Source organism: Micromonospora olivasterospora (assembly GCF_007830265.1).
GTDB lineage: Bacteria > Actinomycetota > Actinomycetes > Mycobacteriales > Micromonosporaceae > Micromonospora > Micromonospora olivasterospora.
Genome location: NZ_VLKE01000001.1, coordinates 4,716,354 through 4,731,615, shown reverse-complemented (window position 1 = coordinate 4,731,615; position 15,262 = coordinate 4,716,354). Strand labels below are relative to the sequence as shown.

Here is a 15,262-nt window from a genome sequence, read left to right as displayed (position 1 = left end):
CCGTCGATGGCGGTGAGGCGGCTTGCGGTGGCCGTGGTGCCACGTTTTGCCCGTCTTGCGGGACGCCGCGAGTCCATGATCGGTGGGACGGTCAGGGGTGCTGGGTGGCGGCGCGGAGGGCGGCGGAGCGCAGCGCGGCCAGTTGGCGCTCGACCTCGGCGAACTGGTCGGGCGGCAGCGGACCGCGCGCCAGGGCGGCGGCGTTCTCCTCGACCTGCGCCACGGTGCGGCAGCCGGGGATCGGGACGGTGCGCTCGCTGCGCGCCCAGATCCAGCCCAGCGCGCCCTGGGCGGGCGTGCGCCCGTCGGCGGTCAGCGCCGCCCGGACGGCCTGGACCCGGCGCAGCCACTCCGGGGCGGGTCGGCCGCCACGGAACCACTCCAGCCAGCTCGGCGCGAGGCCGCGTACGTCGTCCCGGGGCAGCGTGGCGCCCGCGACGTACTTCCCGGTGAGCAGGCCCATCCCGAGCGGGCTGCGGTTGACGCTGGCCAGGTCGTACTTGTCGCAGACGGCGAGCAGTTCGGGAGCGTCGCGCAGCACCGACAGGGTGTGCTGCACGGCGGTGGCGTGCGGGGCGCTGTGCCCGAGGCGGGCCGCCCGGTCGGCCCGGTCGGTGCTCCAGCCGTACGCCCGCACCAGCCCGTCGGCGACCAACTCCTCGCAGGCGCCGATCAGCGCCTCGGCCCGCGGCACCGGCAGGTCGCCCAGGTGCAGCTGGTACAGGTCGATCCGGTCGGTGCCCAGCCGGCGCAGCGAGTCCCGCACCGCCCGGCGCAGGTACTCCGGGGACGCGTCCTGCCCGGTGGCCTGCCGGGTGGCCTCGTCGAAGGTGAAGCCCCACTTGGTGGCGACCACGGCCTCGTCGCGCCGGCCGGCCAGGGCCCGGCCGAGGATCCGCTCGCCGTGCCCCGCCCCGTATGTGTCGGCGGTGTCGAACAGGTTCACGCCGAGGTCGAGCGCCCGGCGGATCGCCCGGACCGACTCGTCGTCGTCGACCGCTCCCCAGCCCAGCGGCCGGACGCCGTCGGCCCAGGGACCGCCGATCGCCCAGCACCCCATGCCGAGGGCACCCACCTCGATGCCGCTGCGGCCCAGGGTCCGTGTCGTCACTGCCACGGCCAGATCGTGCCATCCCGACCTGGGCGAAGGGCAGGGAACTCGGCCGTTGCGGCATGATCGGCGCCAAGCGGCGGCTCGGGGTGGACACCGACGGCGAGGACACCCCCTTCTTCGGCGCGACCTACCTGCGACGCCCGCCGCCAACGGGGCTCTTCGCGGCGCTGGCCGGCCCTGCTGGCGGCGGTGCTCGCGCGCTGACCCCGCCGATCTTGCACTTTCCGCCCCGACAAAAGCCGCAATCACGCCCGTTCCGGGGGCCGAAAGTGCAAGATCGCGCGAGACCGGGGGTCAGGTGGGCCAGGCGCGGGTGAAGAGGTCGCGGGTGTCCGTCAGGAGCTGCGGGAGGACCTTCGTGCGGCCGATGACCGGCATGAAGTTGGCGTCCCCGCCCCAGCGGGGCACGACGTGCTGGTGCAGGTGCGCGGCGATCCCGGCGCCGGCCACGCCGCCCTGGTTCATCCCGAGGTTGAACCCGTGCGCGTTGCTGACCTTGCGCACCATTCGCATCGCGGTCTGGGTGAACGCGGCCAGCTCGGCGGTCTCCGGCTCGTCCAGGTCGGTGTAGTCGGCGACGTGCCGGTACGGGCAGACCAGCAGGTGGCCCGGGTTGTACGGGTAGAGGTTGAGCACCGCGAAGACGTGCCGCCCGCGCGCCACGAGCAGGCTCTCCCCGGGCGGCAGCTGCGGCGCCCGGCAGAACGGGCAGCCGGTCGGCTTCTCGTAGCCCTCGGCGGGGCGGTCCTCGCCGGAGATGTACGTCATCCGGTGCGGCGTCCAGAGCCGCTCCAGGCCGTCGGCCATCCCGCCGCTGTCCGTGTGCCGCTCCGCCCCAGTCACAGACGCGATCCTACGGACCGTCCCGCCGGCCGGCGACCGCCGACTGTCGCGGCACGGTGCCGTCGACGCGTGACCGCCGCCTTTCGCTGCAAATTCCACCGCCCGTTGCTGCAAGTTGTTGACGAATCAACGCCCAACCATGAAACTCCTACACATTGGAACACTTGCATTCAACGATGGCGTACCCGTGATCCGACGAATCGGCAAGATCCTCGCGGCCCTCGCGCTCACCGCCGCCAGCACGGTGGTCGGCGTCACCGCCACCGCCGGAGCAGCCCACGCCGACGGCTGCTACACCTGGGGACGCGCCCTGTCCCAGGGCATGTCCGGCGAGGACGTCCGCCAGCTCCGGATCCGCGTCTCCGGCTACCCCGGCTACGCCTCGCGGATCGACATCGACGGCGCGTTCGGCCCGGGGACCCGGTCCGCGGTGATCCGGTTCCAGCAGGCGTACGGCCTGGGCGCCGACGGCGTCGCCGGCCCGCAGACCTTCAACCAGATCTACGCCCTCCAGGCGCGCCGGAAGCTCCAGGCAATGCGGAAGGCCCTCGGCGGCTGCCGCTCTACATCAGCAGCGGCTTCCGCAGCTACGCCTGCAACAACGCGGTCGGCGGGGCGGCCGGCAGCCGGCACCTCTACGGCGACGGGGTGGACCTGACCGGCTCGCCCTCGTTCTGCCGGATGGCCCAGCAGGCCCGATACCACGGCTTCACCAACATCCTCGGCCCCGGCTACCCGGCCCACGACGACCACACCCACCTGGGCAACTCACCCAGCCAGTCCTGGTCGGCCCCGAGCTGCGGAATCTGATCACCGGACGACGAAGGCCCCCGCCGCGGCGGGGGCCTTCCCTGCGTCCCGGCTCAGGCGGCCGACGGGCCGGAGTTGCTCCGGGAATTGATCACGTCGAGGACGTGCGCGACCGCCTCGCCGACCGGCACCCCGTTGCGCTGCGAGCCGTCGCGGTAGCGGAAGGAGACCGTCCCGGCGGCCACGTCGTCGTCGCCGGCGATCACCATGAACGGGATCTTCTGCTGCTGCGCGGTGCGGATCTTCTTCTGCATCCGGTCGTCGCCCGCGTCCACCTGCGCCCGGACGCCCTCGGCGCGCAGCGCCGCCACGAACCCGCGCAGGTAGTCGGTGTGGTCCTCGCGGATCGGGATGCCGACCACCTGCACCGGGGCCAGCCAGGCCGGGAACGCGCCCGCGTAGTGCTCCGTGAGCACGCCGAAGAACCGCTCGATCGAGCCGAACAGCGCCCGGTGGATCATGACCGGCCGCTGCCGCGAGCCGTCGGCGGCCTGGTACTCCAGCCCGAACCGCTCCGGCTGGTTGAAGTCGACCTGGATCGTCGACATCTGCCAGGTCCGGCCGATCGCGTCGCGGGCCTGCACCGAGATCTTCGGGCCGTAGAAGGCCGCCCCGCCCGGGTCGGGCACCAGGTCCAGCCCGGACTCCTCGGCCGCGGTGCGCAACGCCTCCGTCGCCTCCGCCCAGTCGGCGTCGCTGCCGATGAACTTCGGCGAGTCGTCGCGGGTCGACAGCTCCAGGTAGAAGTCGTCCAGGCCGTAGTCGCGCAGCAGGTCGAGCACGAAGGTGAGCAGGGTCGACAGCTCGCCCGCCATCTGCTCCCGGGTGCAGTAGATGTGCGAGTCGTCCTGGGTCAGCCCGCGCACCCGGGTCAGGCCGTGCACCACACCGGACTTCTCGTACCGGTAGACCGTGCCGAACTCGAACAGCCGCAGCGGCAGCTCCCGGTAGGACCGCCCGCGCGACCTGAAGATCAGGTTGTGCATCGGGCAGTTCATCGCCTTGAGGTAGTAGTCCGCGCCCTCGAACTGCATCGGCGGGAACATCGTGTCGGCGTAGTAGGGCAGGTGGCCGGAGGTCTCGAACAGCTGCGCCTTGGTGATGTGCGGGGTGTTGACGAACTCGTACCCCGCCGCCTCGTGCCGGCGGCGCGAGTAGTTCTCCAGCTCCCGCCGGATGATGCCGCCCTTGGGGTGGAAGACCGCGAGACCGGAGCCGATCTCGTCGGGGAAGCTGAACAGGTCCAGGTCCGCGCCGAGCTTGCGGTGGTCGCGCCGGGCGGCCTCCTCCAGCAGCTTCAGGTACGCCTTCAGCTCGTCCCGGGTCGGCCAGGCGGTGCCGTACACGCGCTGGAGCTGCGGGTTCTTCTCCGACCCCCGCCAGTACGCGGCGGCCGAGCGCATCAGCTTGAACGCCCCGATCAGCCGCGTGTTCGGCAGGTGCGGGCCCCGGCACAGGTCCGACCAGCAGACCTTGTCCTCGTTCGCGGCCAGGTTGTCGTAGATGGTCAGCTCGCCCCCGCCGACCTCCATCACCTGCGAGGAGTCCAGCCCCTCGCCCTTCACCTCGATCAACTCCAGCTTGAACGGCTCGTTGGCCAGCTCGGCCCGGGCCTCGTCCAGGCTGTTGAACCGCCGCCGCCGGAACCGCTGCCCCGACTTGACGATCTCCTGCATCCGCTTCTCGAGCTTGGCCAGGTCGTCGGGCTGGAACGGCTTGTCGACGGCGAAGTCGTAGTAGAAGCCGTTCTCGATGGGCGGGCCGATGCCGAGCCGCGCCTCGGGGAAGACGTCCTGCACGGCCTGGGCGAGCACGTGCGCGGTCGAGTGGCGCAGCACGTTAAGCCCGTCCGGGGTGTCGATGCCGACGGGCTCGACGGTGGTGTCCTGCGCCGGCGTCCAGTCCAGGTCGCGGAGCTGGCCCTGCGGGTCGCGGACCACGACGACCGCCCTGGGGCCGCTGGTGGGCAGCCCGGCCGCGGCCACCGCGTCGGCCGCCGTCGTCCCGGCGGCGACGACGACGGGGTCGGCCACGACGGGGGTACGGGGTGCGGACACGGTGACTCCTCCAGCAGACGACGAACGCGGCCGAGCGACCGCTGCCGCTGATGTTATCGGGCGCGGAACGGCCACTTCTTATCGCATTCGGTAGAGGAAGCGCACCTTGTCGGCACGGGACCGCGGCAGCCGGCGCGGCGACGCGTACCGTGCGCGGCCCAGCCCTTGATTGGCTCCGGATCGGCGACATGGCGCCATCTGACCCGCGTGCACCCCGCCATGGCCCCGACATGGCGTGATCCGGCCCCGGCCCCGCGCCCCGGACCGGGCGCTCAGCCGGCCCGCGCCCCGGACCGGGCGCTCAGCCGGCCCCGCGCCCCGGACCGGGCGCTCAGCCGGCCCAGTCGGGCAGCGGCTCCCGGGCGGCGAGCCACTCGGCGGGCACCCCGCCGGGCGTGCCGACCCCGGTGTGGGCGGCGACCACCGCCCCGGCGATGGCGGCGGTGGTGTCCACGTCCCCGCCCGCCTCGACGCAGGCGCGGATCGCCGCCGGATAATCGTCCAGGTGCGTGGCGGCCAGCCAGAGCGTGAACGGGACGGTGTCCTGCGCGGTGACCCGGGAGCCGTTGCCGAGCGCGTCGGCGGCCTCCGCCGCCGGGCGGCCCAGCAGCGCGGCGGCCCGCCGTACCCCACGCTGCACCTCGCCGGGGTCGAGGGCCGCGGCCACCGCGGCGAGCAGCCGCGACGGCGGCGGACGGTCCCCGTCGAGGCGGGCCCGCGCGGCCAGGGCGCCGGCCACCGCCACCGCGACCGCCCCGGCAATCCCCTCGGGGTGGGCGTGGGTGACCTCGGCCGAGGCCCGGGCCTGGGCCGCGGCGCGGCGGGTGGAGTCGGCGAACCACGCCCCGAGCGGGCCCACCCGCATCGCCGCGCCGTTGCCGCACGAGCCCTGCCCGTCGAACGCGGACGCGGCGGCCACCGGCCACGGGGTGCCCGCCCGGATCAGGCGCAGGATGGCCACGGCGCCGGGGCCGTAGCCCCGATAGGGCTCGCAGCGCTCGGCGAAGGCCAGGGCCAGCCGGTCCCGGTCGACCGCGCCGGCCGCGGCCAACTCGGCCACCACCGAGCAGGCCATCTCGGTGTCGTCGGTCCACTGCCAGGGCGGCGGCGGCAGCCGGCCGGCCGCGAGGTCGGCGCGGAGCCGCCCCGGGACGAAGAACTGCGCCCCGAGGGCGTCTCCGACGGAGAGGCCGGTGAGGCTGTCCCGGGCGAGCGCCAGGCGGGTGTCCGCGAAGAGCGTGAAGGACATCGTCGTACCAGCTTGCCCGGTTCGCTCGCACGCCGCAACGCGATCAACTTGCCACGCCGAGTACGGTGCTGACGTGGCCACGGTGCTCCTGGTCGAAGACGACCACGTCGTACGCGGCGCGATGCTGCGGTCCCTCACCGAGCGGGGGCACGCCGTGCACGCCGTCGGCACCGCGCTGGACGCGCTGCGCCGGGTGGCCGCGGAGACCCCCGACCTGGTCGTGCTGGATCTCGGCCTGCCCGACCTGGACGGCTCGGACGCGCTGCGGATGCTACGCGGCATCACCGACGTCCCGGTCATCGTCGCCACGGCCCGCGACGACGAGCAGTCGGTGGTCCGCCTGCTGCGGGCGGGCGCGGACGACTACATGGTCAAGCCGTTCACCGGCGCGCACCTGGACGCCCGGATCACCACGGTGCTGCGCCGGGCCGGCCGGGCCAGCCGTACGGTGCGGCCGGCCGTACACGCCGTCGGTGGCCTGCGGGTCGACGTCGGCGAGCGCAGCGCCACGCTCGACGGGGTGCCGCTCGCGCTGACCCGGAAGGAATTCGACCTGCTGGCGTATCTCGCCGCACGGCCTGGGCGGGTGGTGTCCCGCCGGGAACTCTTGGAGGAGGTATGGCGGCAGCCGTCGGTCGGCGAGGACCAGACCATCGACGTCCACCTGTACTGGCTGCGTCGCAAGATGGGCGAGTCCGCGGCGAAGCCGCGCTACCTGCGCACCGTGCGGGGGGTGGGATTCCGGTTGGTGGCCCCGGACTGAGGGCGACGCTGGCCTGGCTCACGGCCGGCGTGTGCGCGCTCGCCGCGGCCGCCTTCCTCGTCCCGCTCGGGATCACCCTGGGCGACACCTCCCGGGACGCCGCCCTCGCCGACGCCGCCCGGCGCGCCGCCCTGGTCACCGGGGCGCTCGCCGTCAGCACCGAACCGGCCGCCGTGCGGCGCGCGGTGGAGGCCAGCGGCGACGACCCGGCGACCCGGCCGGTGGTGCACGGGCTGGGCGGGGACGCCCCGGCGGGGCGGGCCGACGCGGCGGCGCTGGCCCGGGCCGCCGCCGAGCGCCGCTCCCTGGTCACCGACACCCGCGGCGGGGTGCTGCGGCTCGACCCGGTGGTGCTCGGGGACACGGTGGCCGTGGTCGAGGTGTTCGTCCCGGACTCCGCGCTGGACGCCGGTTCGGGCAGCCGCTGGCCGCTGCTGGGCGCGGTCGCGGCGGCGCTGGTCGGGGCCGCCGTGCTGGTGGTGGACCGGGTCGCCGCGCGTACGGCCGACTCCGCCCGGGGCCTGGTGCGGGCCGCGCAGGCGGTCGGCGACGGCGACCTCGGCACCCGCGTGCAGCCGGGCGGGCCGCGCGAGCTGGCCGAGGCCGGGCACGCGTTCAACCGGATGGCCGACCGGCTGGTGGCCGCCCGCACCGACGAGCGGGAACTCGTCGCCGACCTGTCGCACCGGCTGCGCACCCCGTTGACGGTGCTGCGCCTGGACGCCGAGGGGCTGGACTCCGACGACACGAGCGTGGGCTCGTTCAGCGAGGCGGAGCTGGACCGGCGGCGGACGATCCGGCGCATCCGGCAGGCGATCGTCACCCTCGAGGGCGAGATCGACGTACTGATCAAGACCACCCGCAAGGCGGTCACGCACGAGACCGGGGCGGCGATGTGCGACGTCAGCGAGGTGGTCCGGGACCGGATGGTGTTCTGGGCGGCCCTCGCGGGCGACCAGAACCGGCCGCACCGGGTCAGCGGGGCGCAGCTGCGCATCCCGGCGCCGGTCCCCCGGGCCGAACTGGCCGCCGCGCTCGACGCGGTGATCGGCAACGTGTTCCGCTACACCCCGCAGGGCACCGCGTTCGAGGTCGCGGTCTCCCGGCGGGACGGGTACGTGGCGATCCGGATCGACGACGCCGGGCCGGGCATCGCCAACCCGGACCGGGCGCTGCGCCGCGGCGCCAGCGACCAGGGCTCGACGGGGCTGGGCCTGGACATCGCCAAGCGGGTGGCGTTGCAGGCCAACGGATCGGTGAGCATCGACCGGGCCCAACTCGGCGGCGCCAGCGTGGTGATGCTGCTGGCCGACCCGGAGGCCGCCCCCCGGCAGGTCAACCGGTTCGGCCTGGTCGGTCGGATGGCCCGGGAGGCGCGGGAGCAGAAGGGCGCGGGCCGCCGGTGGCCCCGGCAGCGCCCGACCGAGGACTGAGCGGTCCGGCCCCGGCCGGCCGCCGCGTGGTTGTGGGCGGGCCGCCGCGTGCCGTCTCCCGTCAGCCGGCCGCCGCCAGGTACGCGTCGATCTCGGCGGCGATCCGCTCCTTCTCCGCCGGCGCCAGGAACGACGCGGCCACCGCGTCGCGGGCCAGCGCCGCCACCCCGTCCGGGCCGCGGCCGAGCAGCCGGGCGGCCACCGCGTACTCGTCGTTGAGGGTGGTGCCGAACATCGGCGGGTCGTCGGAGTTGACCGTGACCAGGACCCCCGCCTCGACGAGCCGGGGCAGCGGGTGCTCGTCGAGCGAGGCGACCGCCCGGGTCCGCACGTTGGAGGTCGGGCAGACCTCCAGGGCGATCCGCCGCTCGGCGAGGTACACGAGCAGCTCCGGGTCGGCGGCGGCGGAGATGCCGTGGCCGATCCGCTCCGCGCCGAGGTCGCGCAGCGCGTCCCAGACGGTCTGCGGGCCGGTGGTCTCGCCGGCGTGCGGCACCGACCGCAGCCCCGCCGCGCGGGCCTGGTCGAAGTACGGCTTGAACTGCGGCCGGGGCACGCCGATCTCGGGGCCGCCGAGGCCGAAGCTGACCAGCCCCTCGGGGCGGTCCTCCAGGCAGATCCGCAGCGTCTCCTCGGCGGCCGGCAGGCCGGCCTCCCCGGGGATGTCGAAGCACCACCGCAGGGCGATGCCGAAGTCCGCCTCGGCGCGCTTGCGGGCGTCCTCGATGGCCTCGCAGAACGCCGGGGACGGGATCCCGCGGCGCACGTGCGAGTACGGGGTGACGGTCAGCTCGGCGTACCGGACCTGCTGGCGGGCCAGCTCGCGGGCCACCTCGTGGGTGAGGATCCAGACGTCCTCCGGGTCGCGGATCAGGTCCACGACGCTCAGGTAGACCTCGATGAAGTGGGCGAAGTCGCGGAAGGCGAAGTAGTCGGCGAGCTTGTCCGGGTCCGCCGGCACCGGGCTGCGCCCCTCGTGCCGGGCGGCCAGCTCGGCCACGATCCGGGGCGAGGCGGAGCCGACGTGGTGCACGTGCAGCTCCACCTTGGGCAGTCCGGCGATGAAGGGGGACAGGTCGGTCACAGGTTCTCCTCTGCGCGGGCGCCCGTGCGGGCGACGACGAAGACCCGCCGGAACGGGAAGTACACCTGACCGCCCCGCACCGGGTACGCCGCGGCGAGGCGTACGCCGAGCCGGGCTCGGAAGTCGGCCCACCGCGCGCCGTCGAGGGCGGCCCGGACGGGGCGCAGCGCGGTGCCCTCCATCCAGGCCAGCACCGGGTGGTCGGCGTCGGCGCGGGCCGGCAGCAGGTGCACGTACGTAGTCTCCCAGGCGTCGACCGCGCAGCCGGCACCGGCCAGCAGCGCGGCGTAGCCGGCCGCGTCGTCGACGGGGGCCTCGCGCAGCAGCGGCGTCAGCTCGGCCGCCCACGGGCCGGACCGCGCCACCTCGCGCAGTGCGCGATGCGAGGGCGCGTCGAAGTTCCCCGGCACCTGGACGGCCAGCCACGCCCCGGCGGGCAGCTCGGCGGCCCACCGGGCGAGCAGCTCCCGGTGGCCGGGGACCCACTGCAGGACCGCGTTGCTGACCAGCACGTCGACGTCGGGTGCGGGCCGCCAGTCGCGGACGTCGCCGACGGCGAACTCGACCGGGGCGCCCAGGGCGGCGGCCCGCTCGACCATCTCCGGGGAGGAGTCGAGCCCGGCGGTCCGGCTGGTCGGCCAGCGCGCGGCGAGGGCCGCGGTCAGGGTGCCGGGCCCGCAGCCGAGGTCGACCACGGCCCGGGGCCGCTCCACCGCGATCCGCGCCACCAGGTCGTGGAACGGCCGCGACCGCTCGTCGCCGTAGCGCAGGTACGTCGCCGGGTCCCACATGGTTCTCCTCCAAGCCGCCACGCCGCCGCGTCGGCGAGCCGCAGCAGCAAACCGTACGTTCGTCTTGCTGGACGATACGGCCGGCTGCCCTGCCAGGCAAGCCGGTCACTAGGCTTCGGGGCGGCGGTGCTCGCACGCCGGGCCGGCGCGGCGCATGCTGGACCGGGACGGCAGGGCCCGGTCGACGGGCGGAGGAGGAACGCGATGAAGGAATGGCTCCCGCTCACCCTCGGCCTGCTCGCCGTGGTCATCGGCGCCGTCTGGACGGTGCAGGGCCTGGGCTACGTCAGCGGCAGCCTGATGACCGACCAACGGATCTGGGTCCTCATCGGCCCGCTGGTGGTCCTGATCGGAGTGGCCGCCATCTGGCGCGGACTTCGGGCCCGGCGCCGCCGTTCCTGACCGCCCGCCCACACCGCCGGGACGGCGCGGGCGCCGGCCGCGACGACCTGGGCGTGAAAATGCGGAAAGCCCCGCATCCCGGACGGGACGCGGGGCTTCACTTCGATCCTGGCTGGATCGCCCCCTTCGGCCGACGCCGCCGGCCGGGATGGTTCAGAGCGGGCGGACCTGCTCAGCCTGCGGGCCCTTCTGACCCTGGGCGATCTCGAACTCCACCCGCTGGTTCTCCTCCAGCGTGCGGTAGCCGCTGGTCTGGATGGCCGAGAAGTGGACGAACACGTCAGCACCCCCGCCGTCGACGGTGATGAAGCCGAAGCCCTTGTCAGCGTTGAACCACTTCACGGTTCCCTGCGCCATGTGTATCTCCTTCTAAAACTGGCGGCCGAGCACGCCGTGCGGCCGATTGGCCGTTTTCGAGCAGCGGCGCCTGAGGCGGCCCCCTCGTGAAGGAGACTTCTCTCAACCCACGCCATCTCTCAACAGCGTGGAACAGCAAACCACGTAGCGAAAACTCTGCACAGCCTACCTGACGAAATTCTCCGACATGTGACCTGACGGATGCGGGATTCCGCTGGGCGGGCCGATCCCGCCATGCGAAAGGCCCCCTGCCGGCCGTGACCGTCAGGGGGCCCACGCGTCGAGTTCCCCAGGTAGGCCGGGCCGTGGGCCCGACAGGTCCCACCAGGTAGGCCGGGCCGTGGGCCCGACGGGTCCCACCAGGTAGGCCGGGCCGTGGGCCCGACAGGTCCCACCAGGGAAGCCGGGCCGCCGAGCTCAGTCGGGCCAGCGGCCGGTGAGTCTGCGGACGCCGACCGCCCCGCCCCGGTCCACGGCCGCCCGCACCACCGCGAAGATCGCCCCCTGCAGCGCCGCGGCGGCGAGGATCTCGCCCCAGCCACGGTCCTCGTCGGTCGCGCTCGGCGCCTCGCCGTCCCCCGAGGTCACCTTCCAGACCTGCCGGAAGATGACGCCCGCCACCGCGCCGGCGGCCAGCCCGAGCACCACCCCGACCGGCTTGTACGCGGCCTTGCCGATGGCCTTGCTCACCTGCGCCTCCCCCGGACGACCAGCAACACGATCATGGTAGCCACCGCCCCGGCCGCGAGCGCGGCCCACGGTGCCGGACCGCCCCGCCGCAGGCTCGCCCTGCCGGAGCGCGCCTGGCCGCGGACGGTCTCGGCCCCGTGGACCGCCTGCCCGCGTACCCGGGCCAGGGTCTGCGCCGCCTGCCCGCGCATCCGCTCCTTCGCCTGCTCCGTCGAGTTCCGCAGCCGGGCCTTGACGTCGGCCTTGGCCGCCAGCGCCTCCATGGTCTCGCCCAGCTCCACCCGGGTCCGCCGGATCTCCTCGCGCAGCGCCTCCGTGTCGCCGGTCCCGTTGCCCGTCATGCCCGTCCCCTGTCCTTCACCGCCGCGGTCACGGTGTCCACGTCCGCCCGGACGCTGCGCACCGTCGCCGTCGGAACCGGCGGGACAGCCTGGCTGACCTGCTTCTTGCCGACCAGCGCCAGGATCCCGGCGACGGCGAAGAGCACCACCGCCACGACCAGCGCGGCCACCCAGGCGGGGAGCACCAGCGCCAGCAGCAGGATCGCGGCCGCGACCAGCGCGCCCAGGCCGTACACGGCGAGCCCCCGGCGCCGCCGAACAGGCCGATCCCGATGCCGGCCCGCTTGCCCTTCTGGGTCAGCTCCGCCCGCGCCAGCGCCAGCTCGTCCCGAACGAGGCGGGAGATCTGCTCCGTGGCCCGCTGCACGAGTTCGGCGGTGGACGGCTCGCCCGCGGTCCGAGACGTGCGGTGATTCGCGACGTCAGCCATGCTGTCCTCCTTTCGTCATCACCGCGCTGTATGCCCGGAGTCGCCGCCCGTCAATCCTGCGCGGGGCGCCAGCCGCACTGGCCGCGCCGCGCAGCAGTCCCCGAATACTGGACCGTCAAACCCGTGGCGGGCCGGGCTCCCCCGCCAGGTGCAACGCCGAGCCGCTTCCCGAGGTCACGTCCCGCGCCCGACGCGGCCCCCGCCGCCACTCGGGCGGGGACGGGGGCCGCGGGACGAGGTACGGGGTCAGCGACGCGCCTCGGCGGGCTCCTCCGGGCCGACGAACGCCTCACTGCGCGCGTCGCCGTCCTCGCTGCCGCCGAAGAGCCGGGCGTCGTCGGGCACCTCGGCCTCGGGCAGGCGGCGCACCGGGCGCCGGGGCGTCACCGACTGCCAGGGCAGGGCGCCGGCGGCGTCGCCGACCTCGGCGCGCATCCGGGGCAGGGCGGTGGGCCGGTGGTCCCGCACCCAGCCGACCAGGTGCTCCCGCACCAGGCAGCGCAGGTCCCACAGGCTGCCGGCGTCCCCCGCGCTGACCAGCGCGCGCACCTTGATCAGGCCGCCGGTCGCGTCGGTCACCTGGAGCACGCAGACCCGGCCGTCCCACAGCTCGCTGCCCTCCACCAGCCGGCGCAGCTCCTCCCGCATGGCCTGCACGTCCACCGACCAGTCGACGTCGAACTCGGCCGTGCCCAGCACCGCCGCCTCGGTCCGCGTCCAGTTCTGGAAAGGCTTGCTCGTGAAGTACGACGTGGGGAGGATCAGCCGCCGGTCGTCCCAGATCTGGACCACCACGTAGCTGAGCGTCAGCTCCTCGACCCGGCCCCACTCCCCCTCCACGACGACCACGTCGTCGAGCCGGACGGCGTCGCTGAAGGCGAGCTGGAGGCCGGCGAGGACGTTGCCGAGCAGGCTCTGCGCGGCCAGCGCCGCCACCACGCCGACGACGCCGGCGGAGGTCAGCACGCCCGCCCCGACGCCCCGGACGCTGGGGAAGGTCATCAGCATCACGCCGACCGTCAGCACCACGATCACCGCGATGGTCAGCCGGCGCAGCATCACCACCTGGGTGCGTACGCGGCGGGCGTGCCGGTTGTCCGGCACGTCGACCCGAAACCGGGCCAGCGCGACGTCCTCGACCACCACCAGCAGCGAGGCGACCAGCCAGGCCACGGTCGTGATGACGCCGAGCACCAGCGCGTGCAGCGCCACCTGCCGCCACTGGGCGCCGACCGCGTAGCCGGTGCTGAACCGCACGGCGAACTGCACGGCGAGGACGGTCGCCGCGACCTGGAACGGGCGGTGCGCGTGTTCGGCCAGCTCGGTCATCAGCAGGGAGCGCCGACCGAGCCGCCGGGTCAGCCGGTGCGCCACCGTAGCCAGGAAAAACGCGATCGCCGCCGCGGCGAGCGCGGCGACGATCGTGGTGAGGTAGCTCCGCACAGGTGGTTCTCCTTCAGCCGGGCACTCGTCGCGGACAAAAGCGCTATTGTGCCCGGCTTGGACTGATCCGACCAGGTCAGACCTTGCGGTACCGGGACTGGAGGAAGCAGTAGACGCCGAAGGCGGCGATGCCGAGGGCCACGAGACTGAGCAGCAGCGGGCCGTACGACTGCTCGCGCAACAGGCGCAGGGCGGCGTCCAGGCCGCGCGCCTTCTGCGGGTCGTACGTCAGCGCGGCGACGACGACCAGCAGGCCCGCGATGCCGTACGCGACGCCCTTGGCGACGTACCCGGCGGTGCCGAGCCGCCGGGCGAGGGTGTGGGTGCGCGGGGTCATCTCCCCGGTCTTCAGGTGCCGCACGAACTTCTTCCGCCACCCGTAGACCACGAGCCCGACGCCGACCGCGGCGAGCACCAGCCCGGCGAGGCCGACCAGCCAGCGCCCGCCGGAGGAGGTCATCAGCCGGCCGGTGAGCGCCTCCTGCTGGTCCGCGCCGCCGGACCCCGCGCCCGAGAACACCTTCCAGGCGAGCCACGCGAAGTAGAGGTAGACCAGGGTGCGCCCGGCGGAGGTCAACCGCTCCACCACCCGCCTCCGGCCGCGCTCGGCGAGGTGCCCGGCGGCGGCCTCCAGCGCCTGCCAGACGGCCATGGCGAGCAGGCCCACGGCGATGGCCGCGCAGAGGAACCTGCCCAGCGGCTCGTCCGCGAGGGTGCTCAGCGCGCCGGCCTGGTCGCCACTGGCGCCGGACGACCGGCCGAACGCGATCTGCAGGGCCAGCCAGGCGAAGAGGAGGTGCACGATCCCGTAGCCGACGAAGCCGGCCCGGGCGAGGAGTTCGAGCCACCTGCTGTTCGCGGCCCGCGCGGCGGTGGCCTCGGCATGGGTGAGTGACATGGCGCCACAATCTCCGTTCGCGGAGATCCCCAAACGTCGGCCGCCGCCCACGCGGGACGGTGTCAGTTGTTGGGGTTGCGCGAGACGCGGATCTTGACCTGCTCGTCGGTGACGCTGTCGAGGGTGACCGCGAAGCCGCCGACCTCGGTGGCCTGCTGGCCCATGGTCAGCGACAACTGCTCGCCCGCGACCTCGACGGTCACCTGGTCGCCCTGGGCGCCGACCAGCTTGGCCTCGACGCCGAGGATCCTCGCGTTCGCCTCGACGCCCCGGTCGAAGGTGACCGTGCAGGCGTCCAGGCCGCAGTCGGTGGAGGCGCCCTCGGAGCTGCAGCCGGCGAGCAGCGCGACGCCGAGCGCCAGGCCGGCCAGCAGGCCGGCGGACCGGCTGGTGGGGATCAGCGGGGTGGCATCGGGTCGGTTCGTCACGCGATCAAGCGTACGAGACGTCCGCGAACCCGGCCCCGGCCGAACGCGGGGGCGGGCCGCTTCTACCACTACAACACGGTCGACGCGATGGGCCGGTTGCTCGCCGAACTGGACCGGCCGGCCCCGGCC

17 protein-coding genes and 1 pseudogene are annotated in these 15,262 nt (G+C 74.3%); 5 read left to right on the top strand and 13 right to left on the bottom strand.

Features of this window, described 5'->3' with window-relative positions; all coding sequences use genetic code 11:
- Window positions 1–91: 91 nt before the first annotated feature.
- A complete protein-coding gene (locus JD77_RS21945; protein ID WP_145775974.1) occupies window positions 92–1,117 on the bottom strand; it encodes an aldo/keto reductase in 1,026 nt (341 codons plus the stop codon).
- A gap of 291 nt (window positions 1,118–1,408) precedes the next feature.
- Complete coding sequence (locus JD77_RS21940; RefSeq protein WP_211372838.1) at window positions 1,409–1,921, bottom strand: HIT family protein; 513 nt, start codon at window positions 1,919–1,921, stop codon at window positions 1,409–1,411.
- A gap of 223 nt (window positions 1,922–2,144) precedes the next feature.
- On the opposite strand from JD77_RS21940, the gene JD77_RS21935 reads away from it, so the two are divergent.
- Window positions 2,145–2,615 (top strand): peptidoglycan-binding domain-containing protein, encoded by a 471-nt coding sequence (locus tag JD77_RS21935; protein ID WP_246140828.1) that lies wholly within the window; start codon window positions 2,145–2,147, stop codon window positions 2,613–2,615.
- Entirely contained in the window at window positions 2,513–2,767 is a 255-nt protein-coding gene (locus tag JD77_RS33935) for a D-Ala-D-Ala carboxypeptidase family metallohydrolase (RefSeq protein ID WP_246141324.1), read from the top strand. Before JD77_RS21935 ends, JD77_RS33935 begins: the two co-directional genes overlap by 103 nt.
- Before the next feature lie 53 nt (window positions 2,768–2,820).
- Here the strand turns inward: JD77_RS33935 and thrS are convergent, their stop codons facing one another.
- Together thrS and JD77_RS21925 are read right to left on the bottom strand one after the other, a co-directional pair.
- Window positions 2,821–4,824, bottom strand: coding sequence for a threonine--tRNA ligase (gene thrS, locus JD77_RS21930; RefSeq protein ID WP_145775972.1), 2,004 nt, complete (start codon window positions 4,822–4,824; stop codon window positions 2,821–2,823).
- 331 nt (window positions 4,825–5,155) lie between these two features.
- Entirely contained in the window at window positions 5,156–6,073 is a 918-nt protein-coding gene (locus JD77_RS21925; protein WP_145775971.1) for an ADP-ribosylglycohydrolase family protein, read from the bottom strand.
- 73 nt (window positions 6,074–6,146) lie between these two features.
- Between JD77_RS21925 and JD77_RS21920 the strand changes: the two genes are divergently transcribed.
- Both JD77_RS21920 and JD77_RS21915 read left to right on the top strand, forming a co-directional pair.
- Window positions 6,147–6,836: a response regulator transcription factor gene (locus tag JD77_RS21920; RefSeq protein WP_145775970.1), complete on the top strand. Its 690-nt coding sequence runs from the start codon at window positions 6,147–6,149 to the stop codon at window positions 6,834–6,836.
- Between the two features lie 29 nt (window positions 6,837–6,865).
- Window positions 6,866–8,269, top strand: coding sequence for a HAMP domain-containing sensor histidine kinase (locus tag JD77_RS21915; protein ID WP_145775969.1), 1,404 nt, complete (start codon window positions 6,866–6,868; stop codon window positions 8,267–8,269).
- 61 nt (window positions 8,270–8,330) lie between these two features.
- Here JD77_RS21915 and JD77_RS21910 read toward each other — a convergent pair whose 3' ends face one another.
- Both JD77_RS21910 and JD77_RS21905 read right to left on the bottom strand, forming a co-directional pair.
- Window positions 8,331–9,353, bottom strand: coding sequence for an adenosine deaminase (locus tag JD77_RS21910; protein ID WP_145775968.1), 1,023 nt, complete (start codon window positions 9,351–9,353; stop codon window positions 8,331–8,333).
- Window positions 9,350–10,144: a trans-aconitate 2-methyltransferase gene (locus JD77_RS21905; RefSeq protein WP_145775967.1), complete on the bottom strand. Its 795-nt coding sequence runs from the start codon at window positions 10,142–10,144 to the stop codon at window positions 9,350–9,352. Before JD77_RS21905 ends, JD77_RS21910 begins: the two co-directional genes overlap by 4 nt.
- Before the next feature lie 204 nt (window positions 10,145–10,348).
- On the opposite strand from JD77_RS21905, the gene JD77_RS21900 reads away from it, so the two are divergent.
- Complete coding sequence (locus tag JD77_RS21900) at window positions 10,349–10,546, top strand: hypothetical protein (RefSeq protein WP_145775966.1); 198 nt, start codon at window positions 10,349–10,351, stop codon at window positions 10,544–10,546.
- Between the two features lie 153 nt (window positions 10,547–10,699).
- Here JD77_RS21900 and JD77_RS21895 read toward each other — a convergent pair whose 3' ends face one another.
- From JD77_RS21895 to JD77_RS21865, 7 genes and pseudogenes are all read right to left on the bottom strand, one after another.
- Window positions 10,700–10,903, bottom strand: coding sequence for a cold-shock protein (locus JD77_RS21895; protein ID WP_011905669.1), 204 nt, complete (start codon window positions 10,901–10,903; stop codon window positions 10,700–10,702).
- A 417-nt stretch (window positions 10,904–11,320) separates the two neighbouring features.
- Window positions 11,321–11,593, bottom strand: coding sequence for a DUF4235 domain-containing protein (locus JD77_RS21890; RefSeq protein WP_145775965.1), 273 nt, complete (start codon window positions 11,591–11,593; stop codon window positions 11,321–11,323).
- The gene (locus JD77_RS21885) at window positions 11,590–11,934 is read right to left on the bottom strand and encodes a DUF3618 domain-containing protein (protein ID WP_145775964.1); all 345 of its coding nucleotides are present in this window, start codon (window positions 11,932–11,934) and stop codon (window positions 11,590–11,592) included. The genes JD77_RS21890 and JD77_RS21885 overlap by 4 nt, the downstream gene beginning before the upstream one ends.
- A pseudogene (locus JD77_RS21880) lies at window positions 11,931–12,364 on the bottom strand (phage holin family protein). The gene JD77_RS21885 and the pseudogene JD77_RS21880 overlap by 4 nt, the downstream one beginning before the upstream one ends.
- Before the next feature lie 246 nt (window positions 12,365–12,610).
- Window positions 12,611–13,807, bottom strand: coding sequence for a mechanosensitive ion channel family protein (locus tag JD77_RS21875; RefSeq protein WP_145775963.1), 1,197 nt, complete (start codon window positions 13,805–13,807; stop codon window positions 12,611–12,613).
- A 76-nt stretch (window positions 13,808–13,883) separates the two neighbouring features.
- Window positions 13,884–14,705: a DUF1206 domain-containing protein gene (locus JD77_RS21870; RefSeq protein ID WP_145775962.1), complete on the bottom strand. Its 822-nt coding sequence runs from the start codon at window positions 14,703–14,705 to the stop codon at window positions 13,884–13,886.
- 62 nt (window positions 14,706–14,767) lie between these two features.
- Window positions 14,768–15,133, bottom strand: a complete 366-nt coding sequence (locus tag JD77_RS21865; RefSeq protein WP_145775961.1) for a hypothetical protein — start codon at window positions 15,131–15,133, stop codon at window positions 14,768–14,770.
- Window positions 15,134–15,262: the final 129 nt, after the last annotated feature.

Bases quoted from the DNA above. Each gene is read 5' to 3' on its own strand.
- JD77_RS21940 (WP_211372838.1), bottom strand. From the start codon at position 1,921: ATGGCCGACGGCCTGGAGCGGCTCTGGACGCCGCACCGGATGACGTAC.
- JD77_RS21905 (WP_145775967.1), bottom strand. From the start codon at position 10,144: ATGTGGGACCCGGCGACGTACCTGCGCTACGGCGACGAGCGGTCGCGG.
- JD77_RS21900 (WP_145775966.1), top strand. From the start codon at position 10,349: ATGAAGGAATGGCTCCCGCTCACCCTCGGCCTGCTCGCCGTGGTCATC.
- JD77_RS21885 (WP_145775964.1), bottom strand. From the start codon at position 11,934: ATGACGGGCAACGGGACCGGCGACACGGAGGCGCTGCGCGAGGAGATC.
- JD77_RS21870 (WP_145775962.1), bottom strand. From the start codon at position 14,705: ATGTCACTCACCCATGCCGAGGCCACCGCCGCGCGGGCCGCGAACAGC.
- JD77_RS21895 (WP_011905669.1), bottom strand. From the start codon at position 10,903: ATGGCGCAGGGAACCGTGAAGTGGTTCAACGCTGACAAGGGCTTCGGC.
- JD77_RS21925 (WP_145775971.1), bottom strand. From the start codon at position 6,073: ATGTCCTTCACGCTCTTCGCGGACACCCGCCTGGCGCTCGCCCGGGAC.